Here is a 26,424-nt window from a genome sequence, read left to right as displayed (position 1 = left end):
CTGCGGTCGTGCTGCTTGCCTTTTCTTCGAAAACTGTATAAAACTACAGTATCGACGACAGGAGCTCACGATCATGACCAGAGTTGCCCCGCTTACCCCGCGACAACAGGAAATACTCGACTTCATCCGTAACACGCTGGAAATCCTTGGCGCACCACCGACCCGGGCCGAAATTGCCAATGCCTTCGGATTTGCTTCGCACAATGCCGCGGAGGAGCACCTCAAGGCGCTCGCCAAAAAAGGCATCATCGTGCTCGAACCAGGCTCGGCACGCGGCATCCGTCTGGTCGAACAACTGGGTCTGCCGCTGATCGGTAGCGTGGCTGCCGGTAGCCCGATTCTGGCGGTGGAAAACGTGCAGCGCCGCTATACGGTCGATGCCAGCCTGTTCAGCCCACGTGCCGATTTTCTGTTGCGCGTGCGGGGTTTGTCGATGATCAACGCCGGCATTATGGAGGGCGACCTGCTCGCCGTGCACAGCAGCAATGAAGCGCGCAATGGCCAGATTGTCGTTGCCAGGCTCGATGACGAAGTGACGGTCAAGCGTTTCCGTCAGCAGGGCGGTATTGTCCAGTTGATTGCCGAGAACCCCGATTTCGAGCCGATCGTCGTTGATTCAGAAGCGCAGACATTGGCCATCGAAGGCATTGCTGTCGGAGTGATCCGCGGCAGCGAGACGATGTGAGTGCGGTTTGGCCTTGACCATTTCTTCCTCCCTGACGCTCACGCAAGTCCTTGACCGTCCCGATGTCTGGCGCGGCGATACGCTGGCCAGAGCACCGCTGCCTGGCGTGCCGACGGGCTTTGCCGAGCTTGACCGCGAGCTGCCCGGCGGCGGCTGGCCGCGTGGCGGCCTGACCGAAATCTTGCCGCTGTGCCGCGGCATTGGCGAATTGAGCCTGCTACTGCCGGCCCTGGCGCGGCTTTCGAGCGATGAACTCGCCTGGATCGTTTGTGTTGCACCACCGCACCCATTGCATGCCCCGGCGTTTCATGAGAGCGGTCTTGATCTGTCGCGGCTGCTGGTTGCCAGCGCTCCCGGCCGTGATGCCACCTGGGCTTGTGAACGCGCACTCGCTGCCGATGGCGTTGGCGCCGTCGTCGCCTGGCTGCCCGAAGTGCAGACAACGTCGCTTCGTCGCCTACAGCTTGCTGCCGAGAGCAGTCGTACGCTGCTATTCGTTTTTCGTCCGGCTGCCTGCGCCAGCCAGTCTTCGCCGGCACCGCTGCGCCTGGCGCTCGAAGGGGAGGGTGAGCGACTCATTGTTCGTCTCCTTAAACGCCGAGGTGGCGCACGGTCAGCGCCCTTGCCCATTGTCATTCAACGCCCGGTACGCCTGAGTGATGCTCTGGCTTGTCCTCTACCTGCCGCGTCTGCCGCTCGAAGTCTTTCCCAGCCTGCTATCGCCTAGCGCCATTGTCAGCCGTGAACGTGTCGTGGTCGCTGACCATGCGGCGACGTCGGCTGGCGTGATGCCCGGACTGCGGCTGGCCGAGGCGTGGGCCTTGCTTCCCGCCCTGGCCGTGCAGGAACGCGATAGCGAGCGCGAGCAGGCGGCCTTGACCCGGCTTGCCTGTTGGGCAGGGCGTTTCACTTCGGAAATCTGCCTGGTTTCACCCCATATGCTGCTACTGGAGGTGGCCGGCTCGCTGCGTCTTTTCGGCGGTGCTGCGGCGATTTTCGAGCGCGTCGTGGCTGCTTGTAGCGAGCAGGGTTTTGCACCACAAGCGGCCATGGCGCCAACGCCACTCGCCGCGCAATGGCTGGCGTTGGCCGGCGACGATGAAGCTTGCCTGGACGCCGATGAACTACCCCGCCGCTTGGGTAGCTTGTCGCTGACAGCTCTCGATTTTTCACCACAGAACCACGCGCGGCTCAGCAGTTTTGGCGCGCGTTTGCTGTCTGACGTGCTTCGCCTGCCGCGCGCCGGCCTGGCTCTTCGACTCGGCGCCGGTTTTGCCGCCGATCTGGCGCGTGCGCTCGGCAGCTTGCCAGATCCCCGGCCACGTTTTGTTTTTCCGGAGCACTTTGTCGAGCGGCTCGAATTGCCGACGCGGGTAGAGAATGCGATGGCTCTCGGATTTGCCGGGCGTCGCCTGATTGCCAGCTTGTGTGGTTGGCTCACCGCCCGTGGTGGTGGCATCAGTGAATGCTGCTTCGAGTTTGAACACGAGCGCGGCGCCCAACAGCGACCGGCAACTGTTCTGGCCCTCTGCTTTACCGGCGCCACGCGTGACGCCGAACGGATCGCCCGAGTCTTCATCGAGCAACTGCAGCGCCTTCAACTGCCCGCCGCTGTCGAACTGATCAGCTTGCGAACCAAGGCGGCGGAATCGCTGCCCGGGCGACCGGCCAGCCTGTTCAGCGAACGCGGCGAGGGCGCTACCGGCGATTCGATGGCGATGCTGGTCGAACGTTTGCAGGCACGCCTTGGCGACGGCAAGGTGCATGCGCTCGCGGCAGTGGCCGAGCACCGTCCCGAGAAAGCCTCGCGGCGAGTCCCCCCCAGGCCGCTGGCCGCAGAAAAATCATCGGCCAGCCTGCTCGCCGCCTCAGCCATGTCGGATGGCGAACCCGCTCCACGTCCTGTGTGGCTTTTAGCCAGGCCGCAGGCCCTGTGCGAGCTTGACGGTCGGCCGCAGTGTGGCGGTTCTTTGCGACTGCTTGCCGGACCCGAGCGCATCGAAAGTGGCTGGTGGGATGCCGCCGAGCCAGGTGCGCTCGGTGATGTCCGTCGCGACTACTTCGTCGCCATTTCGCTACGCTCTGAGTGGTTATGGATTTTTCGTTGCCAGGCGGGATGGTTCCTGCATGGTGTTTTTGCCTGAATGCGCCCGATTTAACTGGTACTTTGCGATTCCCCTTTTATACTGCTTGTATTACCAGAATCGAGCGACTACCTGCGGAGCCTTGTCATGGAGAGCAACCTCACCGGCTTGTTACCGGAGGCATTGCTGATCGATATTCCGGAGATTGATGTCCAGCACGAAGAGATCTTTCGCCGGATCGAGGCGCTGAAGGCAATATCGTACGGCAGCGGACCCGCATCCCTCGACGAATTTGCTAGCTTGCTCGATTATCTGCAGTGGCACTTCGCCAGCGAAGAACGCTTGGCGTTGCAGTTGGACGTCGACTTCGTCGATCACGCCAGGGTTCACCAGGAGAACCTGCATACGCTACGAAAGGCCTTCGCTGAAGTGGTTGACGGTACGCGGAATGTACATTCCTTCCTGCGCTATACCGAATACTGGTTCGAACGCCATATTGCCGAGGAAGACAAGCCCTTCGCCGCCAGCCTGCGAGCCCGTACCGGCTGAACTGCTTCCAGCAGCGCATCGTCTGCCGTGAACTTTCTGCTCTTGGCTGGCTACCTGTCTGAACAGGTAGCCATCGTTCCCCGCGCACGCCGGTCGCCTGGCTTACCTATATAGACCAGCATGTGGTGCGTAAACAGCTCTGGAAATGGCTCAGAAATAGCTCTGGAAACCCTGCTACTGTCCATTCTTTTTTGCGTTCTTCCGAGCATTCTGGCAAGCTGATAACCGGAACAGCATACCTTGTCATATTTCGTCGCAAACCCACTTTGTGGCCTGTTTGCCGACGGCCTGACCACTCATCAATGAGCCCATATCGACCATGACCATCACCGCCTCAGCCGCCTGGAAGGCTATCGAAACGCACCGGCAATCACTCTCGCCAGTGCATCTCAGACAACTGTTTGCCAGCGATCCCGATCGTGTTGCCGCGCTCTCGCTAAGCTTCGAAGGAATCTTCTTCGACTTCTCCAAACAACGCATGGATTCGACGACGCTTGACCTGCTGCTCGGGTTGACTCGGGAAGCCGGGCTGGCCGAGTCGACGGCTCGCATGTTCGGGGGCGAGAAAATCAACGTCAGCGAAGATCGCTCGGTGCTGCACGTGGCCTTGCGGCGATCGAGCGCACCTTTTCCCAGTGCCGATTTCGATGTCATGTCGGAGGTTCTGCCCACGCGCCAGCGCATGGCTGCCTTCGCCGACCGCATTCGCTCAGGGCAGGCGCTTGGCTTCACCGGCCTGCCGATTCGCAATGTGGTCAACATCGGTATCGGCGGCTCTGACCTCGGACCGAAGATGCTTGGTTACGCTCTACGCTCACTCTCGCATCCGACGCTTGACGTGCATTACGTCTCCAACCTCGATAGTGCCCAGCTGGCGCCGCTGCTGCAAACTCTCGATCCGCGCACGACACTGTTCCTCGTGGCCAGCAAGACCTTCACCACGCAGGAAACGATGCTCAATGCACAGACTGCTCGTGACTGGCTGGTGGCCAACCTGGGCGATGCGGCTGCGGTCGCCCAGCATTTCGCCGCGCTGACCGCCAAGCCCGAGCGCGCGGTCGGCTTCGGTATCCGAGAGGATGCGGTGTTTCCGCTCTGGGACTGGGTTGGCGGGCGTTTTTCGCTGTGGTCGGCGGTCGGTCTGGCGCTGATGATCGCCATTGGTCCGCAGGCTTTTGCCGATCTCCTCGCTGGCGCCGAGCGCATGGACGAGCACTTTCGCAACACGCCCTTCGAGCGCAATCTGCCGGTGGTGATGGCCCTGATCGGCATCTGGAATACCAATTTCCTGGGCGCAACGACGAACGCGGTCCTGCCCTATAACGAGTCGCTCAAGTATCTCCCGTCCTTCCTGCAGCAGCTTGAAATGGAGAGCAACGGGAAATCCGTGGGTATCGATGGCCAGCCGCTCGATCATGCAACGAACCCCATCGTTTGGGGCGAACTCGGCAACAATGGTCAGCACGCTTTCTTTCAGCTACTCCATCAGGGTGGGCGACTGGTACCTTGCGATTTCATCGCCGCCGCCCGTTCGGACTTTCCGCTACCCGGACATCAGGAGGCGCTGCTCGCCAACTGCTTCGCGCAGAGCGCGGCACTGGCGTTCGGCAAGACGGCGGACGAAGCGCGCAGTGAACTCAGCCGCAGCATGTCGCCCGCGGCGCTCGAGCAACTGCTGCCACACAAGGTGTTTGTCGGCAATCAGCCGTCGTCCACCCTGATGCTGTCGTGTCTTGACCCGCAAACGCTAGGTGCCCTGATTGCGCTGTACGAGCACAAGGTCTTTGTGCAGGGAATCATCTGGGGGCTCAACTCATTCGACCAATGGGGCGTCGAGTTGGGCAAGGCGGTGGCGAGCAGCATCCTGCCTGCCATCGCCGATCCTCTGCTGGCGGAAAAGCTCGATGCTTCGACGCGCGGACTGCTGGCATACACCAGGCAACATCTGGCATGAATCTGTTTCGCTCCGCCATCGGGCCCGGGCGTTCAATTTGCAACGAGGCATGAAATGAACATGAAGGTAGTCAGTGTTTCCAGCACCCCTTTTGCCGGCCAGAAGCCGGGGACATCCGGGCTGCGGAAGAAGGTTGCCGTTTTTCGCCAAGCGCGCTATCTGGAGAATTTCGTCCAGGCAATTTTCGACACCCTGTCCGGCCAGGAGGGAAAAACGCTGGTCCTTGGCGGTGACGGTCGCTACTACAACGATGTCGCCATCCAGACCATCCTGCGTATGGCGGCGGCCGCCGGTTTTGGCCGCGTGCTGGTTGGCCGGGACGGCATTCTGTCGACCCCGGCAGCCAGCGCCGTCATCCGCAAATGGCAGGCTTTCGGCGGCATCATCCTGTCAGCGAGCCACAACCCGGGTGGTCCCGATGGCGACTTCGGTATCAAGTACAACCTGGGCAACGGTGGCCCGGCCAACGAGGGCTTTACCGACGCCGTCTATCAGCGCACGCAGGAGATTAGCGCCTACCGCACCGTCGAGGCTCCGGACATCGATCTGAGCCGGATGGGCGAGCTTCGTATTGGTGAGATGATCGTCAGCGTCTTTGATCCGGTGGCTGATTACGCCGAACTCCTGGAGTCGTTGTTTGACTTCGATCGCATTGCTGCTTTGCTGGCGCGTCCGGATTTTCGCATGCGTTTTGACGCCATGCATGCGGTCAACGGTCCCTATGCGCACGCGATTCTCGAAGGCCGTCTTGGCGCACCAGTGGGCACGGTGGTCAACGGAACGCCGCTGCCGGACTTTGGCGGTGGTCACCCCGATCCGAACCCGGTCTATGCTGCCGAACTGGTCGCAGCACTGGCCGATAGCCGCTCCGGTCTGTCATTCGGCGCGGCTTCGGACGGCGACGGCGATCGCAACATGATCGTTGGCCGCGATTTCGTCGTCAGCCCGAGCGACAGCCTGGCGGTGATCGCCGCCAACTACGCGCTGGTTCCCGGTTACGCCAGCGGACTGGCCGGCGTGGCGCGATCGATGCCGACCAGTTGTGCCGTCGATCGTGTCGCCAAAGAGCTGGCTATCCCCTGCTACGAAACGCCAACCGGCTGGAAGTACTTCGGTTCGCTGCTCGATGCCGGCAAGGCGACCATCTGCGGCGAGGAAAGCGCCGGCACCGGCTCCAGCCACGTGCGTGAGAAGGATGGCCTGTGGGCGGTCCTCTACTGGCTCAATATCCTGGCCGTGCGGGAGATGCCGGCCGATGTGATCGTTCGCGAGCACTGGCGGCATTTCGGCCGCAACGTCTACTCTCGTCACGACTACGAGGGCATCGACACGGCAGCCGGGGATCGCCTGATGAACGACTTGCGTACCCGCCTGCCGCAACTGGCGGGCTCCGTGTGCAATGGCCTGCGCATCGCCGCGGCCGATGACTTTGCTTACACCGACCCGGTAGACGGTTCGCGTTCGGAGCGTCAGGGCGTTCGTATCCTGCTTGAGGATGGCTCGCGGGTGGTCTTCCGCCTATCGGGTACGGGCACGGAAGGCGCCACGCTGCGCGTCTATCTCGAACGCTATGTCGCTGATCCCGGCCAGCACGAAGTGCCCACGCAGGAAGCACTCGCGCCGCTCGTCGGCCTTGCCGAGACGGTGGCGCAGATTGCGGCGAACACCGGGAGGAAAGGCCCCGATGTGATCAGCTAGAAGGCGGCGACGCCTGCTGGCGCCGTCAGGTGCAGTGAATTGAGCTTGAAAAGGGGATAAGAAATGGTTGACCGGAAGACATTCCAATTGTCGCGCAAGGCGATTGCCTTGGTGCTTGCTGGCGGGCGCGGCAGCAGACTACACGAACTGACGGATCGTCGCGCCAAGCCGGCGGTTCACTTCGGCGGCAAGTTCCGGATCATCGATTTCGCCTTGTCGAACTGCGTCAATTCGCAGGTTCGGCGCATCGGCGTAGTGACCCAGTACAAATCACACAGCCTGCTGCGCCACCTGCAGCGCGGTTGGAGTTTCCTGCATGGTGAAGTCAACGAATTCGTTGATCTACTTCCCGCGCAGCAGCGGATAGACGAGGAATCCTGGTATCGAGGTACTGCCGACGCGGTTTACCAGAACATCGACATCCTCGAGACTTACACGCCGGCACCGGAATACGTGGTGATTCTGGCCGGCGACCACGTCTACAAGATGAACTACGGGGTAATGCTGGTCGACCACGTCGAGAGCGGCGCCGAATGCACCGTTGCCTGTATCGAGGTCCCACGCAAGGAAGCCAGTGGTTTTGGCATCGTGGCAGTCGATGAAAATGGCTTGATTACTGACTTCATCGAGAAGCCTGCCGACCCACCAGGGATGCCGGGCAACCCGGACATGGCCTTGTGCAGCATGGGTGTCTACATTTTCAACGCCAAGTACCTGTATGCCCAGCTGGCACGCGACATTGCCGACGAGAATTCCAACCATGACTTCGGCAAGGACATCATTCCTCATGCGGTGGCGAACCGCTGTGCAGTAGCGCACTCGTTCTCGCGCAGCTGCGTGACGGCGCCCGATGAACCGGTCCGCGAGCACTACTGGCGAGACGCCGGGACGATCGATGCCTACTGGGATGCGAACATCGATCTGACCGCCACGGTGCCGGCTTTGAATCTCTACGATACCAACTGGCCGGTGTGGACCCATCAACAGCAGCTTCCACCCGCCAAGTTCGTCCATAATCATCTGGACCGGCGCGGCACGGCCGTCGAGTCTACCGTGTCTGGTGGCTGTATCGTATCGGGCGAGGTTAACCGCTCGCTGCTGTTCTCCAGTTGTCGCGTCCATTCTTATGCCCGGGTAAACCTGTCGGTCCTGTTGCCCAACACGACCATTGGCTCGCGAGCCCGCCTCAGCCGCTGCGTTGTGGACAGCGATTGTGAGATACCACCGGGCATGGTCGTCGGCGAAGACCCGGATGACGATGCACGCCGCTTCCGTTATAGCGATAACGGGATTACGCTGATCACCCGCAAGATGCTCGAGCAGCTCACCTGAGGCCTCGAAGAAACTAGATCCGTGCGCATCCTGCACGTCGCCGCCGAAATCTATCCACTGGTCAAAACCGGTGGCCTCGCCGACGTCGTGGCAGCGTTGCCAGCAGCGCTTGCCGCGCGGGGGCTCGACGTGCGCGTACTGTTGCCGGGGATGCCGGCGATTCTCAATGGCGTGATCGACCTCAAGCGGGTAATTCGCTTTGGTCCGGCCTTCGGCGCAGCGGTGATTACGCTGCGACTGGGGCGCCTGCCGGAAAGCGGCTTGCTGGCCTACGTCATCGATGCGCCCTTTCTTTACCGGCGCGACGGGAATCCTTATCTTGGCCCGGACGGTTGCGACTGGAGTGATAACCATCGGCGCTTTGCTCTCCTTGGCTGGGTCGCCGCCCATCTGGCGGCTGGGGAACTGGATCGACACTGGCAACCGGAGGTAGTTCACGCACATGATTGGCACGCCGGCCTGGCGCCTGCCTACATTGCACAGAATCCGGCGCTGACGACGGCGACGGTGTTCACCATTCACAATCTCTCTTTCCGTGGTCTGTTTCCGCTTGACCATCACGCTGATCTTGGTCTGCAGATCTCCGGTGCGAACCAGAGCGGGATCGAATTTCACGGGCATTTGTCGTTTATGAAGGCGGCGCTGGTGCATGCCAAGCGCGTGAACGCCGTTAGCCCGACTTACGCGCGGGAAATTTGTACGCTGGAGTTCGGTTGGGGGCTGGATGGCGTGCTGCGAGGCCGGGGCAGCGACCTGTCAGGCATTCTCAATGGCGTCGATTATTCAGTCTGGGATCCGAGCACGAATGCCGCGCTACCCAAGCACTTCAGCGCTACACACCTCCGTGGCAAGACGGTCTGCAAGCTCAAACTGCAGGCAGCTCTCGGTTTTGCTTGCCGCGCCAAGACACCACTGATCGCGATTGTCAGCAGACTGACCGCGCAGAAAGGGATGGATCTGGTTCTCGGTGCCTTGCCCGCGCTGCTGGCGGAGGGCGCTCAACTGGTCGTCATCGGCAGTGGCGAGGCCGATATCGAAGCCGCGTTCCGCGCGGCGGCCGGCGCTCATCCCGACGCCGTCTCGGTCCATCTTGGTTACGATGAAGCCTTGTCGCATCGCATCATGGCCGCCGCCGACATCCTGCTTGTTCCGTCGCGTTTTGAACCCTGCGGTCTGACACAGCTCTATGCGCTGCGCTACGGCACCCTGCCACTCGTGCGACAGGTTGGCGGCTTGGCAGATACGGTGGTGGATGCCACCCCGGAAAGCCTCAAAGCGGGTGTCGCCAATGGCTTCACTTTCGACGATGCCAGTAGCCGCAAGCTCGCCGCGCGTATCGGCAAGGCCTGTGCACTTTACCGCGACGCCGCCGCATGGCGTCAACTCCAGCTGTATGGCATGGCGCAGAATTTCTCCTGGGACGACTCCGCAGTGCGCTATGAGGCACTTTACCGAAGCATCTGAGCGTATGTGCAGATAGCGCGGGCCGGAGCCTTGTTGTTCCGACGATGCGCAGAGTCCCGCAGTCCAGCAGTCCTGCCGGCCAGGTCTCGGCGAGAGCAGGGCGGGATGGCGCCAAGTGGGGTCCGATCCGCGGCCGGCGAGGGCAAGCGAGCTATAATCTTGGGAAGCACAGGCCACTTTCACGACCACTGATCCACTGTGACCATCGGACCCACTGTTGCGTGGTTTGGCGTGCCAGCTCGCGACACGCCATTGGTGCGCATGGGCTTCGGCGACTGTCGCTTGCAGAAACAAACTTCCACAGGAGAATGCCCCTTGTCCCTTGGTTCTTGTCTGATTCGCCCTTTCGCCGGCCTTCGCCCGCGCGCCACGGATGCCGCCGCCGTTGCGGCGCCGCCCTATGACGTACTCTCCAGCGGAGAGGCGCGGAAGGCAGCGATCGGCAAACCGCTATCATTCCTGCATGTCTCCAAGGCGGAGATCGACCTGCCGCCAAATGTCGATCACCATGCGCCCGAGGTTTATGCCCGATCAGCCGAGAACTTCCAGCGCATGATCGACACTGGCGTCTTGTGCCGAGATGGGCGCCGCTGCTATTACGCCTATCGAATGGTCATGGGCGAGCACGTCCAGACCGGGCTGGTGGCTGTCGCCTCTGTCGCCGCCTACGACAGCAACCGGATCCGCAAGCACGAATTCACCCGGCCCGACAAGGAAGACGACCGGGTACGCCAGATCGAAGCCTTGAATGCGCAGACCGGCCCGGTCTTGTTGGCCCACGCGGACAACCCGGCAGTCGAGCGCCTACTCGCGCAAGCCACCGAGACCCTGCCGGTCGCCGACGTGACGGCCGACAATGGCATCCGACATACGCTCTGGATGATCGATGATGGCCAGACCATCGAGCGCATCGGCGAGCTGTTTGAAGGCATGCCTTCGCTCTACATCGCTGACGGTCACCATCGCTCGGCGGCAGCCTCACGGGTCGCGGCAGCCCGGCGTGGGAAGGCGAACGTAGCGGACGTAGCGGACGCAGGGGGCAGCGCCGAGTTCTTCCTGGCGGTGATCTTTCCCGCAGCGCAGATGCTGATCATGGATTACAACCGTGTGGTGCGGGACCTGAACGGACTGACGGAGGAAGGGTTTCTGGCGGCGGTGGGCGAGCGCTACACGATCACTCTCTCGGTCAGCCCGGTAACGCCTGAGCGGGCTGGCGTCTGCGGCATGTATCTTGGTGGGCGGTGGTATCGGCTCGAGGCGCTGCCGGGAAGGGTCTCGCCGACCGACCCGGTGCGCCGCCTCGATGTCTCCGTACTCGCCGAGCAGATTCTCGATCCACTGCTGGGGATCACCGATCTCCGCCGCGATACGCGCATCGATTTTGTCGGTGGCATGCGCGGCCTTGGCGAGCTCGAACGGCGGGTGAATAGTGGCGAAATGGCCGTTGCTTTCTCGATGTATGCGACCCATATGGCAGATTTGATGGCAGTCGCCGATGCCGGGCTGGTGATGCCGCCGAAGTCGACGTGGTTTGAACCCAAGCTCGCGGACGGGCTGGTGTCGTACATCCTCGATTGAGCGCGCTGCCGAGCGAACGAAAACCCGTCCATCGGGCTGATTTCGTCAGTCGGGTTTGCTCCTAACGACGGAAATCTGCGGCTTTCCGGCCGACACCTCGCCGATTACCGTTGCGTGATCGAAGCCCTCCTGCAGGAAGATCGACAGGACTTCGGTGACTACTTCCGGTGCGCAGGCGATCAACAAGCCGCCACTGGTCTGGGGATCGGTCAGCAGCGCGCGCTCGAGGTCACCGAACTGTTTCTTGTGAAGCGTTGCGTACGCTGCGTAACTCGCCCAGTTGCGCTCGGACGCACCGGTAATGCAGCCATCTTTCGCGTAGTCGAGGGCGTGGGGTAACACCGGCAGTGCCGCGTAATCGATCACCGCCGAGACCCTGGACGCTTTGCAGATCTCGACCAGATGACCGAGCAGACCAAAGCCTGTGACGTCAGTCATCGCATGCACGCCAGCAAGGCAGGCAAGTGCCCGCCCCGGCGTGTTGAGCTGCGTGGTCGACGCGATCATCGACGCGTAGCTGCTCGCCGACAGCATGCCTTTTTTCAGCGCCGCGCTGTAAAAGCCAACCCCCAGCCCCTTGCCAAGAATCAATTTGTCGCCCGGTCTGGCGCCGGAGTTGCGTTTGAGGTTATCGGGATGGACGAGACCGATGGCGACGAGACCGTAGATCGGTTCGACGGAGTCGATGGTGTGTCCGCCGGCAATCGGAATACGCGCTTTCGCACAGATCGACTCGCCGCCCTCAAGAATCCGCTTGATGGTCTCGAGCGGCAGCTTGCTCACCGGCATGCCGACCACCGCCAGTGCCAGTAAGGGCACGCCACCCATGGCATAGACATCGGAGAGGGCATTGGTCGCCGCGATGCAGCCGAAATCGAAAGGATCGTCGACGATCGGCATGAAGAAATCGGTGGTCGCCACCAGGGCCTGTTCGGCGTTCAGCTGATAGACGGCTGCGTCGTCACTGGTCTCGATGCCGACCAGCAGTTGCTTCGGGACGAAGGCTGGCGCGGTCTTGGCAAGGATCTGTTCGAGCACACTTGGTGCGATCTTGCATCCGCAGCCGCCGCCGTGCGAGAACTGCGTTAGTCTGACCGACTCGGTGGATGTGACTTCGGGAGCAGCAAGCTCGACAACTTTTGGCGTTTTTCTGGGCATGACATTCAGGTAGACAGTAGGGTCGGGGCACGACGGCGGCGATGTGGCCAAGCGTTACCGGCAAAGCACTTCAGTGGGTGTCGAAGCCCGCGTCTTCGATTGCGCCGCGGAAGTCGGCGCCGGTGGCCAGGCTCGGGTCGTAGGTGATGCTGGCCTCTCCCGCCTCCAGGGCCACCTCGACCTGCTCAACCCCGGGCAGTGCCTCGAGTACGGCGCTGACACTCTTGACGCAAGCCTGGCAACGCATTCCGGTCACACCGATCACAATTCTTTCCATCTGTATTCCCATTGCTTGTTTCAGCTGCGGACTTGCCGAGCGCTGTACCAGACATCAGCGGTTACCAGCGCGCCAGCGCTTGAGGAGCAGCGAGTTGGACACCACCGAGACCGAACTCATGGCCATCGCCGCGCCAGCAATGACCGGATTGAGCATGCCAAACGCCGCCAGCGGTATGCCGAGCACGTTGTAGATGAACGCGGAGAACAGATTCTGCCTGATTTTCCGCAGCGTCGCACGCGAAAGCAGGATGGCGTCAGCGATCCCGTTCAGATCGCCACGCACCAGTGTGACGTCTGCAGCTTCGATGGCGGCGTCCGATCCGGCACCAATGGCGAAGCTGACATCGGCCGCCGCCAGCGCCGGGGCGTCGTTGATGCCATCGCCAACCATGGCCACGACTGCGTCGCCGGTCTTCAGCTCGTTGACTGCTGCGGCTTTGTCGCCGGGGAGTATGCCGGCACGAAAATCGTCGATTCCTGCCGCGGCGGCGATCGCTGCGGCCGTTGCGGCATGGTCGCCGGTCAGCATCACCACGCGAATGCCCATTGCCTTCAGCCGGCTGATGGCGGCCCGCGAGGTCATGCGCAGCGGATCAGCGATGGCCAACAGCGCCAATGCGACGTCCGTTTCGCCAGCGCTGGTGTTGCTGCCGGGGCGGCTGCATTCAGCCAGGACCACCACGGTCTTGCCAGCGCGCTGCAGGGCGGCGATCGATTCGCTTGGCAGGACAATGTCGGCGAAGCCGCCGGGCGCAGCGAGGCGCAGCGAACGTCCGCCGATTAGACCCTCCACTCCCCGACCGGGTATCGCACGGAACTGCTCAACGGTCGGCAGCGCGAGACCCTTGGCCTGTGAATGGTTGAGGATCGCCTTGGCCAGCGGATGCTCGGATCCCTGCTCCAGGCCGGCGGCCAGTGCCAGTGCTTCATCAGCCGACGCGGCCAAGGGAATCAGGTCGGTGACCACCGCTTCGCCACGCGTCAGCGTGCCGGTCTTGTCGACCGCCAGGATGCGGATCTTCTCGGCCTGTTCCAGTGCTTCGGCGTTCTTGACCAGGATACCGGCAGACGCGCCCTGTCCGGTCGCGACCATGATCGCCGTTGGTGTCGCCAGCCCGAGTGCGCATGGGCAGGCAATCACCAGCACCGCCACCGCGTTGACCAGCGCCGTGCTGAAGTCGCCGTTAAAGGCCCACCAGCCGAGCAAGGTACATAAGGCGACAGCGCAGACTATGGGCACGAAGATCGCCGAGATGCGGTCGGCGAGTCGCTGCACGGGCGCTTTGGAGCCCTGCGCTTCGGCGACCATACGGATGATCCCGGCGAGCAGGGTGTGCTCACCGACGCCCGTTGCGCGGCAGCGCAACATACCGTCACCGTTAGCCGTCGCTGCGAACACGCGCTCTCCCGCTTGCTTGGCAACCGGCATGCTCTCACCGGTGAGCATGGCTTCATTGACGCTCGACGCGCCGTCGATGACCTCGCCATCGACCGGCAGGTTTTCGCCAGGGCGGACAATGAAGACATCGCCCGGGATGAGCAGGGCGGCGTCGAGTTCTATCAGCTGGCCATCGCGCTCGACGCGCGCGGTTTTGGGCTGCAGGCGAACGAGGGCCTCAATGGCATCGGTGGTCCGGGCCTTGGCACGTGCCTCGAGCAACTTGCCAAGCAGGACCAGGGTGATCACTGCCGCCGACGCCTCGAAATAGACGTGCAGGTCGGCGGCACCCGACACCGTGACGACCAGGCTAAACCCGTAGGCCATAGTCGTGCCGAGGGCGACCAGGACGTCCATGTTTGCCCCGCCACCGCGTAGAGCCTTCCACGCGCCATCGTAGAAGCGCCAGCCGATCCAGAATTGCACCGGTGTTGCCAGTCCGAGTTGCAGCCAGCGCGGCAAGAGATCCTGGTGGTGTTGCGCGCTGCCATCGAACATGGTCAGCATCTGAGCGGCGAGCGGCAGAGTGAGTACAGCGGCGATCCAGAAACGGCGCAATTCGGCTTGTTCGGTGGCTACTTTTCTCGCCTTTTCTTCCGCGCGCGAGTGATCATCGGCCAAGCGCCCGACGAAACCCGCGCGTGCCACGGCCGCGATCAGCAGGGCTGGATCGGCGACGCCCGGCACATAGCGCACACGTGCCCGCTCGGTGGCCAGGTTGACCACCGCTTCTACGCCCGGGAGTCGGTTGAGGAGTTTTTCCAGGCGCGTCGAACAGGCCGCGCAAGTCATCCCGTCGATGGCCAGTTCGAGAGCACGTGGGGGCACGCTGAAGCCGGCTTTCTCGATTGCCTGAATGACCTGTTGCGGCGTGCTTGCGGTCGACAAAAGGTCGACTCGCGCGCGTTCGCTGGCCAGGTTGACAGTGGCAACGACTCCCGGCAAACGGTTCAGGACTTTCTCGATACGCATCGCACAGGCGGCGCAAGTCATGCCGGTAACAGGCAAATCGAGACGCTGGGAGATCGTGCTCTGTTCAGTCATCGTCGCGGAAATGGCGGTGGGCAGATGCGTGTTATCAACTGGCGCTTGCCCAGGGGTAAAAAACCAGGCGGGCCAGCCCGATCAGTCCCCAGACGCCAAAGCCAAGGATCAGCAGCCCGGACCCCAGACGGATAGCCGGAATGCGCGCATAGGCCTGCAGGCGGGTGGCAAACAAACCGGCAAGCAGGAGATTGGGCAAGGTGCCAGCACCGAAGGCGAGCATCAGGCCGGCGCCGTGCACAGCTGAGCCACTGGTCGTTGCAGTCGCCAGCGCGCTGTAGACCAGGCCACAGGGTAACCAGCCCCACAGCAAGCCGAGTGGAAAAGCCCGGGCCACTGTCACCGCCGGTAGAAAATTCCGGGTCAGCGGTTGCAGATGGCGCCACAGCTTGTGCCCCAGACGTTCGGGCAGCGCCAGCGCCCGGGTAAGTCCCATCAGATAGAGGCCGAGGGCAATGAGCATCAGGTTGGCGAACAGGTAAAGGATGCTGCGTAGCGGCAACTGTCCAGACAAGGCGAGGCTCGCTTCCCCCAGCGCGCCGGCAATGGCACCGGCCGTCGCATAGCTGATGATGCGTCCCGCGTTGTAAGCCAGGTGCAGCCCGGCACGCGCCGGACTCCCCATCGAGAGAGCGCCGACAATTCCGCCGCACATGACGACGCAGTGGGACCCTCCCAGCAGACCGACCAGCAACAGGGCGAGATAACTCGATTCAGGCATCGGGGCAGGCGCGAACGCCGGGCAGGAGGAGTCACGATTCTACTCCTTGCCTGTCGCCGGTCGCCCGGGCACTTGCTTCAGATCACCTTCGAGTAGCGGGTACGCTGTCGGTCGGCGCGCAGATAGCGGTCGAAAACCATGGAAATCGCCCGCACCAGCATCCGCCCACGCGGCAGAACGCTGATCCACTTGTCGTCGACGCGCACCAGACCGGCATCTGCCATCTCCCGGAGGTCGTCGATCTCGGTGGCGAAGTATTTCCTGAACTCAATCAGGTGGGCAATTTCGATCGACTCGATCGATAGCTCGAAGTGACACATCAGCGATTGAATGATCGACCGCCGCAGCAGGTCGTCGGCATTCAGCTCGATGCCGCGGTAGACGGGTAGCGTGCCGCTGTCGAGCAGATCATAGTATTCGTCGAGCGTTTTTACGTTCTGGCAGTAGGTCGGTCCCACCTTGCTGATCGACGAGATGCCGAAAGCGAGCAGGTCACAGTCGGAATGCGTCGAATAACCCTGGAAGTTGCGGTGCAGGCGACCCTGTCGCTGGGCTACGGCCAACTCGTCGTCGGGTTTGGCAAAGTGATCCATGCCGATGTATACGTAGCCCGCTTCGGTCATCTTGCGGATGGCCAGGGCAAGGATCTGCAGGCGCGCATCGGCGCTCGGCATATCGGCGTCCTGGATCCGCCGCTGCGGCTTGAAGAGGCTGGGCAGGTGCGCGTAGTTGTAGATCGAGACGCGATCCGGGCTGACCGCAATGATGCGGTCCAGCGTGTGGCTGAAGCCCATCACTGTCTGTTTCGGCAAGCCGTAGATCAGGTCGATACTGATCGACTTGAAGCCGCACCCGCGTGCGGCATCGATCACGGCGCAGGTCTCTTCCTCGCTCTGGATGCGATTGACAGCCTGTTGCACGCTGCGGTCGAAATCCTGCACACCGACACTCATGCGGTTGAAACCCAGTTCGCCGAGTAGTTCGACGGTCGCACGATCGACTTTCCGGGGATCGACTTCGATCGAATACTCGCCGCCCTCGATCAACTTGAAGTGCTTGCGTGTGGCTGCCATCAACTGGCGCATTTCTTCGTGCGAGAGGAAGGTCGGCGTACCGCCGCCCCAGTGCAACTGCGCCACTTCCTGATCACCACCCTCGAGATAGCTGCTCTGCAGAGCCAGTTCGCGCGCCAGGTACTTCAGATACTTGGCCGAACGACCATGATCCTTGGTGATGATCTTGTTGCACGCACAGTAATAGCAGATGGTGTTGCAGAAGGGAATGTGGAAGTACAATGACAGTTGCCGGCTGACGGCACCAATATTGCGCTTCCCGAGCCACAGCTGGTGCGCATCCGGGCCGAAGGCTTCAACGAAGCGGTCCGCTGTCGGGTAGGACGTGTAGCGGGGCCCGTTGATGTCGAAGCGGCGAATGATCTGCGGATCAAAGACGAAGTTGCCGGCGACAGAGTTCATGTTTCCATTACATTGTGTGTTGCGTGCATTATCGGACCGCGCTGAAGTAATCGGGTTGACGTGGATCAAACGCAGAGTTTAGTGAAAAGGACGCCCATGTCTACCAATGCGACGACGGCAAGACTGGCGTTTGAGCTCGTGAAGACCGCCTGTTCGAACTGCAATCTGCGCGAACTCTGTTTGCCGATCGGCCTGGAGCAGGAGGAACTGAAGAAGCTGGACGAACTGGTTTCGACGCGTAGACGCCTCAAGCGCGGTGACTACCTGTATCGCGCCGGCCAGGGCTTCGAATCGATCTACGCCGTGCGCAGCGGTTTTTTCAAGACCGACGTGCTGATCGAAGATGGTCGCGATCAGGTCACCGGTTTCCAGATGACGGGCGAGTTGCTTGGCCTCGACGGCATCAGCAACGAAGTACACTCCTGCAACGCCATAGCCCTCGAAGACAGCGAAGTCTGTGCCATTCCCTTCTCGCACCTCGAAGGCCTGTCCCGACAAATCCCTACCCTGCAGCATCACTTCCACCAGGTGATGAGTCGCGAAATCGTTCGCGATCACGGGGTAATGATGTTGCTCGGCACCATGCGCGCCGAGGAACGTCTGGCGGCCTTTCTCCTGAATCTCTCGCAGCGCTTCAAGGCCCGCGGTTACTCGCCGGCCGAATTCAACCTGCGGATGTCGCGTGACGAGATCGGTAGCTATCTCGGCCTGAAGCTGGAAACGGTCAGTCGCGCTTTCTCGCGCTTTCAGGACGAGGGCCTGCTTTCCGTTCATCAAAGAAGAATCCGGATTCTCAATACCGCGGGCCTGCGCAAGCTCATGTCGCACCAGCGTAGCTGACAGTTCGCACGGCTTCGGAGACGGCTGCTTCAACTGATCCAGGCCACCACGCCGAGCGGGCTGCGCGTTAGCGCGACCGATACGATGTAAGCAAATGCGGCCAGGGCGGCGACAAAGAAGAGCGCTCGCTGCCTTTGGCTGCGCCCCCGTTTCAGGGCCATCGTCCCGCAACCGATGTAGACCAGCAGACCGATCAGTTTCGCGGTCAGCCAGTCGACAGCGAACGGATACTGGGCGCTGATCACGGCCATGGCGATGGCACTGGCCAGCAGGAGGGTGTCCACGATGTGCGGTACTACCTTCACCATGGGTCGCTGCAGCCATGGGGACCGCCTGAGCATCCAGAGACCGCGCAGGAAGAAGCCGGCGCCGCTGAGAACGACAGTGCCTACGTGCAGGTATTTCAACATCAGGTAAATCATCGTGACCTTCGTCTGAGGGCTCGTTGACGCAAAGCTGGCGATGAAATCCGCCCGCCGCTCCCGTCCGGCTGTTCTGGCGCATTCAGCGTAACGCCGACCTCGCGTACGGGAAAGCATCAATCGAGCGTGGCTTGGTTCTCACCGCTCCATTGCCACAGCTGGAGCCAGCGCTGCGATCTTCAGCCGGTGGTGCCGGTAGAACGAGAGGGCGCCGAGCAGGTTGCGCAGTAGCCATGCGTTGGCCAGCAGCAGCGCCAATCCGGCGGGATAGGTGAACAAGATGGGCCAAATTGTCGCCGCCAGTAGCAGTACCAGAGCCGCGAAATGTGCGTACATCTGCCGGTCGACCTGCTGTCCGGCGATCACCTTGTTCATGTTCGGCGCCATCATTCGCCCGCGAGCGAGGTTCTGCAGATGTGACCAGACGAGAAAGGGGACGACCTTGTAGAGCATGCCGATCATCACCGACATGAAGCCGCCAAACAAAGCCAGGACGCCGCACAGCAACGGCCACTCGGGACGTTCGGCGAGCGCTGGCACGCTGCGAGCGGCGAGCCACAGGGCGCAGGCGGTGAGTGTGCACAACATTGCCAGACGCCAGTAGTGCTGGGTCGCGTCGAAGCGGGCGCGCTTGCTGCGGCTTTGCAGGCGCAGCGTCAGCGCGGCGAAGATGGCAACTGTCAGCACTGCCGCGCCGACCAGTACGGTGGCAGGCCATTGCCAGCCGGCGGTGTCAGCGATGCTCCACAAGGACAGAAGAGTAAGCACAGACCAGGAGAAATAACGCCCAAACCATTCAGGGTAGGCCGGGGTCATCTGGAACATCGGCACGACCACGAAAGCGACCGCTGCGACCAGAACGACGCTCCAGCCGAAGAAGCCCCAGCCAAGGTGAATCGACGTCAGTTGCATTAGCGGCAGCTGGAGCGATCCGTCCAGGGATATGGCCAGCAGCATGCCGAGGCAGACCGTCACACTCAATCCGATCAACGCCAATTTCAGGCCGCGAATGGTCGGATTGGTCGACGAAACGCTCCACAAGGCGTGGCCGGCTGCGACAATGAAGAGCGCTACGCCGCTGCCGATAGCGAGTGCGGCCAGCCTGAAAGCAAGGGGCTGATAGCTCAGAAAGCCCGCGGCCAGCAATAGCGCCCCGATGGCGATGGCCAGGTGGACCAGTGTGGCTATCAACAGCGGTCGCGAGATGTTCGCTCCAGCCACCACCGGGAGAATCTGGAGCATTGCGCCGAGCATCACCTGCAACATGAATCCGACGGTGATCAGATGCGTCAGCGCCAGCGCCGAACCCGTCCAGCGCGAGGCAAACAAATCCGGACCGGTCCACAGCAGGAGCAGGGCGCCGAGGATGGCAAATAGTGGCGCGGTGATGAAAAAGCGGAGCGGAGCGGCAAACGGAGGTGCCTGGTCGAACGATAACAGGGCCTGCATTACCGTGTTTGATGCCGTATCAGCACTTCCACCGTGCCGTCCGACTGGAACTCGGTCTGCCAGGAAAAGCCGTTCAGTTCAAGCGCCCGGTAGAGCGGGTAAGGCTCGCGAGGAAGGAGAACGAGAAGTTTCTCCGACTGACCGAGGCGATCGAGTGCTTCCATGGTGAGCACCATCGGCTCCGGTGGCTCAAGGCCGCGGGCATCCAGGACGATATCGGCCTTGTCCTGCGTCATGCCGGGGCCTTCTCGTTACCGGTGAGTTGCCCCTGCAGTTGCGGCAGCAAGGTCTCGACCTGGTCGGCCAGTTGTTGGTCGCACATCGGATAGAGGACGTTTTCCTCCTTGACGTTGTGCTGCTGCATCATGATCAACAGCGTTTCCGCGTGGCCGACGTACTCGTGGCCATCATGCTCGGCCAGCGCCGATTCGGCGGCGGCGAGCAGCTGCCGCATCTGCGCATGTTCTCCGCGCATGACTTGCGTGGGCCCAAGATACATACCGGTTCGCTGTTCAAAGGCGGGGAAGAGAACGGACTCTTCGGCGGTGAAATGATTGAGCAGAGCGTCGCGAAAGCGAGCAAACCCGGTCTGGGCCAGTTCCCAGGCGCCGTTTGCCACGGCCTGCTCGACTGCTGCCAGAAAGTCGTCGCAAGACCGATGATCATCGCTCATGAAGTCCGTGATCGCGTGCATGAATCACCTCACCGAATTAGTGTCGCCATTGTCAGTCGCCGCTAAACCTTGAGCGTTGATCGACATCAAAACGAAACTCATGAATAGATCGTGCGGGAAGCGCACGGTTTGCCAGCAAGAAAATGACGGTCACGGCACTCTGCTTCTGCAGCCGAGCCTATTGCCCGACCTTGGGCGGTGGTTTGGCGAAGAAGTCCTGTCGCCACTTAATGATATTTCTCAAGCGTAAGCGGGCGTGGCTGTCCCAGGGTGTCGCTCCAGCTTTGGCCTTCAAGCGAGACTCGGTGACGCCGTGTGGTCAGCGGCCTTGCCCGCCGCCCCGTCGGTAGTTTGATTTTAATCAAGATCAATGGGATGCTTCGTATCTATAGTTGGTCCCTAGCATCATGTGAAGGAGACACCATGTTCAAGCACATTCTTGTTCCTGTCGACGGTTCCGATCTTTCGAAGGAAACGGCGCGCCGCGCGGTCTCGTTCGCCAAGGAGGCAGGTGCACGCATTACGGCGTTCTTCGCCAAACCGGAGTACCCGGTCAGCTACTACGGCGAAGGCGCCCTGATCGATCCGACGACACCCGAGAAGTTCGCCGAATTGGCCGAGCAGCAGGCCCAACAGGTTCTCGACTTCGTCGTCGAACTGTGCCAGAACGCTGGCGTCAAGGTGGATAAACTGTCCCTGACCAGTGACATCCCCTATCAGGCGATCATTGATGGTGCGACTCAATCGGGCTGCGATCTGATCTTCATGGCTTCGCACGGCCGTCGCGGGATCAGCGCACTGCTGCTGGGTAGTGAAACCCACAAGGTCCTCACTCACTCGAAAATCCCCGTTCTCGTCTTTCGCTGATCGCCGCGCGCCCGGCGCGGCACAGCGGATTTGCCTGCACCATACCTGCAGCTTCAGCGACATCCGGGGGAGCATCGGCCACGTAGGCTGACGGCGGCTTACTGAAAGCGCCTTGCGGCCAGTGTGCCTGTCTGACACAGGCGTACCGGTCCTTCTCCCTGGATCCTCATCCCGCCTGATTGGCTTGGCTTGTCGAGCGCAGCGTCTTTCGTCAGGCGGCGCTACGCTGAGAAGCGGGCATCGCTGGTGAAACGTGGCAGAATGCCTTGATCCATTGAACTTCTCATGGCTAGATGCGGGAGGCAAGGGAAGGGGGCGGAATGAGCCGTTGGTGTTTCGCGAGAGTTGACGGGCAGCGTAGCTGCGCACGGTGTCGGCAGGCTATGGCACTGAGCTTGGTGCTTGTTTGCGCGTCAGTCGACGCAGTCGACGTCGGGTTGGCGGGCGTGTTTCCAGGCAAGGCCTTGCTCAGCATCGACGGCGGCGCACCACGAACGGTGGTAGTTGGCACAGAAACCACCGAAGGCGTCAGAGTGCTATCGGTCGGCGGTGATACGGCGACCATCGAGACGCAAGGAAAGAAACGTGTGCTGCGTGTCGGTCAGAACGTCGTCTCGCAGGCTTCAGAGCCGGGCGGCGGTCGGGCGGTATTGACCGCTGACGGGAGTGGTCATTTCGTGACCACCGGAAACGTCAACGGAACGACTGTTCGCTTTCTGGTCGACACCGGTGCCACCATGGTTTCGCTAGGCGCGAGCGATGCGCGCCGGGTCGGCATTGATGCCAGCAAAGGGCAGCCGGGGATGGTCAACACGGCCAATGGTGTAGCGGCGGTCTCCCGCGTCAAACTCGATACCGTACGTGTCGGCGAGATTGTCGTGCATGGTGTGGATGCCTTGGTACACCAACAGGACATGCCGGTCGCCTTGCTCGGGATGACGTTCTTGAACCGTTTGGAGATGCAGCGTGATGGTCAGACAATGACCCTCAGGAAGCGCTACTAGGAGTAGTTATCATGCGTCAGCACAGCGAAAGAGTGAGCATGTTGAGCCGCGAGCTCGATATTCTGATGGGTGAGCGGCAGTCGCTGCTCCAGGTGGTCGGCGCGACTGCCGCACTGATTGCGTCTCTGGACAGCCGTCTTCTGCCGCTCGGCGCGGTGAAGTCGGCAGATCTGGTGGCCACCACGATCAATGCCCTGCCCGACGAGACACTGCGCGACGCCCTTGCCGCAGTCCATGCAGAGATCGAGAAGGAAGGCGACTGTGTCGTCAGCAGCTGAAGCTCTGTCGGGTCCGCCGCCAGCCGCTGCCAGCAGCGCTGTCGATCTCGATCTTCTGCGACAGGTTTTGCTGGCCGAGCCATCACCTGCTTCCTTCGTGCTCGAAGACGGGGTCGGGGACGAGGAACTGATGCCGGCGGCGGTGCTCTTCCCGATCGTGCAGCGCATGGGTGAGCCAACCGTACTGCTGACCCAGCGTACGGCGCATTTGAAAGATCACCCGGGGCAGATCAGTTTTCCGGGAGGCCGTTGCGAGTCAGCGGACTCGTCGCCGGCCCATACGGCCCTGCGCGAGACGGCTGAGGAGATCGGCTTGTCACCAGCGAACGTGGAAATTGTCGGCTACCTGCCTGAATACCGTACCAGTACCGGGTTTCGTGTCACACCGGTCGTGGCCATGGTGACACCACCGTTTGACCTGTGCCTCGACGCATTCGAAGTCGCCGAGGCGTTCGAGGTTCCCCTGTCGTTCCTGATGGATCCGGCCAACCACCAGCAGCACTCGCTTCATTACCGTGGCAAGCTGCGTCACTATTACGCAATGCCTTACGGTGATTACTTCATCTGGGGCGCAACGGCCGGGATCATCATGTCCCTCTACCGAGCTCTTGAGATCGCCTCTCGTTAATCGAGTACCAGCGCCACTTTTTCGAGGAATTGTGCCGCTTTTTTCTGGTCGGCAGCAGCGCCAAGTGCGGCTTGCAGCTTGCCGAAATGCTGCCGCAGTTCGTCCGGCGTGGTCGTTTTATCAATCTCTGCCGCCAGTCCATGCGCGTTAGCACCCAGCAACTCGTGCAAACTGCGGATCACATAGCTCTTGGCGAGACTGATATCCTCGTCTGGTAACGCCGGTCGGTCAGCGTTTGCGCTGGTCGACGTCAACTGTACCCGGACGAAGCCACCATCCAGTAGTGCTGCGAGATGCTTCTTCCCGTCCACAGTCGACGTGCTGAGCGCCAGCAACTGGTTCCCCGTGCGCTGGCCGTCAATCATGATCAGCATTGCGCGCACTCGTGAGGGCAGACGATGGGCTCGCGTCGAGATCTCCTCGAAACCCTTCGCAGTCTTGCTGAATACCGACGACAGTTCCATTCTGAAAAGCTTCCTACAAGCGCCAGAGCCAGCTCGCGACAGAGGGGCACGTCCTGCAAGCCCCGGTGAACTATGGTATGGTGCCCGATTGACCAATGAGTGAGTGCGAACCATCAAACACCCACCGCGCCCCTCAAGCAGGACGTCGGGATGAGCCTCTTTTCCCTGCTTGCCGTTCTGCTGCTGGAGCAGCTACGGCCGCTACCTTACCGTCGATTTGTCCATGTGCCGCTAGCTCGACTGTCCAGCTTCCTCGAGAGCCGCCTAAACGCGGGAGGGCGCCAGCATGGAATCATCGCCTGGCTGATTGGCGTCGGCGGGCTGGTGCTCGTTACCGGCGCCATCGCTGCGGTGCTGGCCTACCTCAACCCGCTCCTCGCCTGGATCTGGAACGTGTTCGTTCTCTACCTGACGATGGGTTTCCGACAGTTCAGTCACCATTATACTGACATTCGGCTGGCGCTTCGCATGGGCGAGGTCGTACGTGCGCGTGCACTGCTTGCCGAGTGGCGCGGCCATCCGGCCGAGGGTCTTTCCTCCTCCGATGTTGCCCGACTGGCCATCGAGGAGGCCCTTTGCGCGTCGCATCGCCACGTATTCGGCGTGCTGCTGTGTTTTCTTCTGTTGCCAGGCCCTTGTGGCGCGGTCCTGTATCGCGCCAGCGCTTTCTTTGCCGATGCCTGGGGTCGACGCGACGACCCGGAGTATGGTGACTTCGGGAGCTTCGCAAGGCGAAGCTTTGCTATTATTGACTGGCTGCCTGCGCGGGTAACGGCAGCCAGTTTCTCGGTCGTTGGCAATTTTGAGGATGCTCTTTATTGCTGGCGTACCCAGGCCGAGAAGTGGCCGGATGATGCTTTGGGGATCGTGCTGGCCAGCGGCGCTGGGGCACTTGGGGTTCGCTTGGGCAGGCCGGTACTCGAAGCCGGCGAGATCGCCGACCGGGCAGAGATCGGTAGCGGTGATGAAGCGGATGTTGACTTCATGGAGAGTGCCGTAGGTCTGGTTTGGCGAGCACTCGTAGTGTGGTTGTTGTTGTTGCTTTTGTTGGGGCTTGCCAGTCTGGTAGGCGGTTGATCGATTAATTACAGGAGTTTCTTCATGAGCAGAGAAGTCGTTGTACTAAGCGCAGCCCGTTCGGCCATTGGCACCTTCGGTGGTTCCCTCGCCAACATGGAACCGCATGAACTGGCCGGCGCGGTGATGAAAGAATCGATCGCCCGCTCAGGTGTCGATCCGCAGCAGATCAACTACGTCACCGTCGGTAACTGCATCCCGACCGATGCGCGCTTTGCCTACGTTGCTCGCGTCGCCGCGATTCAGGCGGGCTTGCCGATGGACTCGGTGGCGATGGCGGTCAATCGCCTGTGCGCCTCGGGACTGCAGGCGATTGTGACCAGTGCTCAGAACATCCGGCTCGGCGACTCGGACTATGGTGTCGGCGGGGGTGTCGAGGTCATGTCGCGTGGCTCTTACATGCTGCCGGCGATGCGCTCGGGCGCCCGTATGGGTGACGCCAAGGCCATCGACATGATGGTCGCGACGCTCAACGATCCCTTTGGTGTCGGTCACATGGGTGTGACTGCCGAGAACCTGGCCAAGAAATGGGACATTAGCCGTGAAGAGCAGGATGCGCTTTCCGTCGAATCGCACCGCCGCGCCACCGCTGCCATCGCCGAAGGCCGCTTCAAGTCGCAGATCGTGCCGATCGTCATGAAGACGCGCAAAGGCGAGGTCATTTTCGACACCGACGAGCACGTCAAGTCCTCGACGACGATGGAAACCCTGGGCAAGATGAAGCCGGCTTTCATCAAGGACGGAACGGTTACCGCCGGTAACGCCTCGGGCATCAACGACGGCGCCGCTTTCATGGTGCTGGCCGCTGCCGATGTCGCAGCGGCGGCCGGTCAGAAGCCAATCGCTCGCCTGGTTTCCTACGCCGTTGCTGGCGTGCCGAACGAGATCATGGGTGAAGGCCCGATCCCGGCGACCAAGCTGGCACTGAAGAAAGCCGGCCTGACGCTCGACCAGATGGATGTGGTCGAATCCAATGAAGCCTTCGCTGCGCAGGCGATCGCGGTCAACAAGGCTCTCGGCCTCGATCCGGTCAAGACCAACCCGAACGGCGGCGCGATTGCCCTCGGTCACCCGGTTGGCTGCTCCGGCGCTTTCATTGCCACCAAGGCGATCTACGAGCTGCAGCGCATCGGCGGCAAGTACGCGCTGGTTACCATGTGCATTGGTGGTGGCCAGGGTATTGCGGTGATTTTTGAACGTGCCTGATTGCAGTCTGCTGTAGCGTTTCAGAATGCAGAGAAGCCCGACCATTCAGGTCGGGCT

The 26,424-nt window shown here is 61.6% G+C and carries 26 protein-coding genes; 16 read left to right on the top strand and 10 right to left on the bottom strand.

Annotated features, from left to right (window positions below):
- Window positions 1–73: 73 nt before the first annotated feature.
- From lexA to RUW20_RS06990, 9 genes are all read left to right on the top strand, one after another.
- Window positions 74–685: a transcriptional repressor LexA gene (lexA, locus tag RUW20_RS07030; RefSeq protein ID WP_313951486.1), complete on the top strand. Its 612-nt coding sequence runs from the start codon at window positions 74–76 to the stop codon at window positions 683–685.
- A 13-nt stretch (window positions 686–698) separates the two neighbouring features.
- Entirely contained in the window at window positions 699–1,412 is a 714-nt protein-coding gene (gene imuA / locus RUW20_RS07025) for a translesion DNA synthesis-associated protein ImuA (protein ID WP_313951485.1), read from the top strand.
- Window positions 1,345–2,829 (top strand): DNA polymerase Y family protein, encoded by a 1,485-nt coding sequence (locus RUW20_RS07020; protein ID WP_313951484.1) that lies wholly within the window; start codon window positions 1,345–1,347, stop codon window positions 2,827–2,829. The genes imuA and RUW20_RS07020 overlap by 68 nt, the downstream gene beginning before the upstream one ends.
- Before the next feature lie 87 nt (window positions 2,830–2,916).
- The gene (locus RUW20_RS07015) at window positions 2,917–3,318 is read left to right on the top strand and encodes a hemerythrin family protein (RefSeq protein ID WP_313951483.1); all 402 of its coding nucleotides are present in this window, start codon (window positions 2,917–2,919) and stop codon (window positions 3,316–3,318) included.
- Between the two features lie 319 nt (window positions 3,319–3,637).
- Complete coding sequence (gene pgi / locus RUW20_RS07010; protein WP_313951481.1) at window positions 3,638–5,272, top strand: glucose-6-phosphate isomerase; 1,635 nt, start codon at window positions 3,638–3,640, stop codon at window positions 5,270–5,272.
- Window positions 5,273–5,332: 60 nt separating this feature from the next.
- Window positions 5,333–6,970 (top strand): alpha-D-glucose phosphate-specific phosphoglucomutase, encoded by a 1,638-nt coding sequence (locus RUW20_RS07005; RefSeq protein WP_313951493.1) that lies wholly within the window; start codon window positions 5,333–5,335, stop codon window positions 6,968–6,970.
- Between the two features lie 63 nt (window positions 6,971–7,033).
- Window positions 7,034–8,302, top strand: a complete 1,269-nt coding sequence (glgC, locus tag RUW20_RS07000) for a glucose-1-phosphate adenylyltransferase (protein WP_313951480.1) — start codon at window positions 7,034–7,036, stop codon at window positions 8,300–8,302.
- A 21-nt stretch (window positions 8,303–8,323) separates the two neighbouring features.
- A complete protein-coding gene (glgA, locus tag RUW20_RS06995) occupies window positions 8,324–9,766 on the top strand; it encodes a glycogen synthase GlgA (protein ID WP_313951479.1) in 1,443 nt (480 codons plus the stop codon).
- Between the two features lie 315 nt (window positions 9,767–10,081).
- Window positions 10,082–11,344, top strand: coding sequence for a DUF1015 domain-containing protein (locus RUW20_RS06990; protein ID WP_313951478.1), 1,263 nt, complete (start codon window positions 10,082–10,084; stop codon window positions 11,342–11,344).
- A 45-nt stretch (window positions 11,345–11,389) separates the two neighbouring features.
- Here the strand turns inward: RUW20_RS06990 and selD are convergent, their stop codons facing one another.
- From selD to hemN, 5 genes are all read right to left on the bottom strand, one after another.
- Complete coding sequence (gene selD / locus RUW20_RS06985; RefSeq protein ID WP_313951477.1) at window positions 11,390–12,502, bottom strand: selenide, water dikinase SelD; 1,113 nt, start codon at window positions 12,500–12,502, stop codon at window positions 11,390–11,392.
- 70 nt (window positions 12,503–12,572) lie between these two features.
- Window positions 12,573–12,779, bottom strand: coding sequence for a heavy metal-associated domain-containing protein (locus RUW20_RS06980; RefSeq protein ID WP_313951476.1), 207 nt, complete (start codon window positions 12,777–12,779; stop codon window positions 12,573–12,575).
- A 54-nt stretch (window positions 12,780–12,833) separates the two neighbouring features.
- Complete coding sequence (locus tag RUW20_RS06975; RefSeq protein ID WP_313951475.1) at window positions 12,834–15,263, bottom strand: heavy metal translocating P-type ATPase; 2,430 nt, start codon at window positions 15,261–15,263, stop codon at window positions 12,834–12,836.
- A gap of 34 nt (window positions 15,264–15,297) precedes the next feature.
- A complete protein-coding gene (locus RUW20_RS06970) occupies window positions 15,298–15,984 on the bottom strand; it encodes a sulfite exporter TauE/SafE family protein (protein ID WP_313951474.1) in 687 nt (228 codons plus the stop codon).
- 77 nt (window positions 15,985–16,061) lie between these two features.
- Window positions 16,062–17,459 (bottom strand): oxygen-independent coproporphyrinogen III oxidase, encoded by a 1,398-nt coding sequence (gene hemN / locus RUW20_RS06965; protein ID WP_313951473.1) that lies wholly within the window; start codon window positions 17,457–17,459, stop codon window positions 16,062–16,064.
- Window positions 17,460–17,555: 96 nt separating this feature from the next.
- Between hemN and fnr the strand changes: the two genes are divergently transcribed.
- The gene (gene fnr / locus RUW20_RS06960; RefSeq protein ID WP_313951472.1) at window positions 17,556–18,299 is read left to right on the top strand and encodes a fumarate/nitrate reduction transcriptional regulator Fnr; all 744 of its coding nucleotides are present in this window, start codon (window positions 17,556–17,558) and stop codon (window positions 18,297–18,299) included.
- Between the two features lie 29 nt (window positions 18,300–18,328).
- On the opposite strand, the gene RUW20_RS06955 is transcribed toward fnr, so the two are convergent.
- The 4 genes from RUW20_RS06955 to RUW20_RS06940 form a co-directional block, all read right to left on the bottom strand.
- Window positions 18,329–18,721 (bottom strand): SirB2 family protein, encoded by a 393-nt coding sequence (locus tag RUW20_RS06955; RefSeq protein WP_313951471.1) that lies wholly within the window; start codon window positions 18,719–18,721, stop codon window positions 18,329–18,331.
- 138 nt (window positions 18,722–18,859) lie between these two features.
- A complete protein-coding gene (locus RUW20_RS06950) occupies window positions 18,860–20,170 on the bottom strand; it encodes a hypothetical protein (RefSeq protein WP_313951470.1) in 1,311 nt (436 codons plus the stop codon).
- Window positions 20,170–20,406, bottom strand: a complete 237-nt coding sequence (locus tag RUW20_RS06945; protein WP_313951469.1) for a DUF2249 domain-containing protein — start codon at window positions 20,404–20,406, stop codon at window positions 20,170–20,172. Before RUW20_RS06945 ends, RUW20_RS06950 begins: the two co-directional genes overlap by 1 nt.
- On the bottom strand, window positions 20,403–20,864 hold the full coding sequence (locus RUW20_RS06940) for a hemerythrin domain-containing protein (protein ID WP_313951468.1): 462 nt from the start codon (window positions 20,862–20,864) through the stop codon (window positions 20,403–20,405). Before RUW20_RS06940 ends, RUW20_RS06945 begins: the two co-directional genes overlap by 4 nt.
- A 402-nt stretch (window positions 20,865–21,266) precedes the next feature.
- Here RUW20_RS06940 and RUW20_RS06935 point away from each other — a divergent pair, with 402 nt between their 5' ends.
- From RUW20_RS06935 to RUW20_RS06920, 4 genes are all read left to right on the top strand, one after another.
- Window positions 21,267–21,710: a universal stress protein gene (locus RUW20_RS06935; RefSeq protein ID WP_313951467.1), complete on the top strand. Its 444-nt coding sequence runs from the start codon at window positions 21,267–21,269 to the stop codon at window positions 21,708–21,710.
- A 383-nt stretch (window positions 21,711–22,093) separates the two neighbouring features.
- On the top strand, window positions 22,094–22,714 hold the full coding sequence (locus RUW20_RS06930; protein ID WP_313951466.1) for a TIGR02281 family clan AA aspartic protease: 621 nt from the start codon (window positions 22,094–22,096) through the stop codon (window positions 22,712–22,714).
- A gap of 11 nt (window positions 22,715–22,725) precedes the next feature.
- Window positions 22,726–22,992 (top strand): hypothetical protein, encoded by a 267-nt coding sequence (locus tag RUW20_RS06925; protein WP_313951465.1) that lies wholly within the window; start codon window positions 22,726–22,728, stop codon window positions 22,990–22,992.
- Complete coding sequence (locus tag RUW20_RS06920) at window positions 22,976–23,620, top strand: CoA pyrophosphatase (protein ID WP_409559323.1); 645 nt, start codon at window positions 22,976–22,978, stop codon at window positions 23,618–23,620. The genes RUW20_RS06925 and RUW20_RS06920 overlap by 17 nt, the downstream gene beginning before the upstream one ends.
- Here the strand turns inward: RUW20_RS06920 and RUW20_RS06915 are convergent.
- Window positions 23,617–24,084, bottom strand: coding sequence for a hypothetical protein (locus tag RUW20_RS06915; RefSeq protein ID WP_313951464.1), 468 nt, complete (start codon window positions 24,082–24,084; stop codon window positions 23,617–23,619). The genes RUW20_RS06920 and RUW20_RS06915 overlap by 4 nt on opposite strands.
- A gap of 150 nt (window positions 24,085–24,234) precedes the next feature.
- Here RUW20_RS06915 and RUW20_RS06910 point away from each other — a divergent pair, with 150 nt between their 5' ends.
- Together RUW20_RS06910 and RUW20_RS06905 are read left to right on the top strand one after the other, a co-directional pair.
- Window positions 24,235–25,161, top strand: a complete 927-nt coding sequence (locus tag RUW20_RS06910; protein WP_313951463.1) for a CobD/CbiB family protein — start codon at window positions 24,235–24,237, stop codon at window positions 25,159–25,161.
- A gap of 24 nt (window positions 25,162–25,185) precedes the next feature.
- Window positions 25,186–26,367 (top strand): acetyl-CoA C-acyltransferase family protein, encoded by a 1,182-nt coding sequence (locus RUW20_RS06905; protein ID WP_313951462.1) that lies wholly within the window; start codon window positions 25,186–25,188, stop codon window positions 26,365–26,367.
- The last annotated feature ends 57 nt before the right edge of the window (window positions 26,368–26,424 follow it).

This window comes from Accumulibacter sp. (assembly GCF_032229525.1).
Classification (GTDB): domain Bacteria; phylum Pseudomonadota; class Gammaproteobacteria; order Burkholderiales; family Rhodocyclaceae; genus Accumulibacter.
Note: the sequence above shows the minus strand (reverse complement) of the source record. Positions and strands in the feature narration are given on the sequence as shown.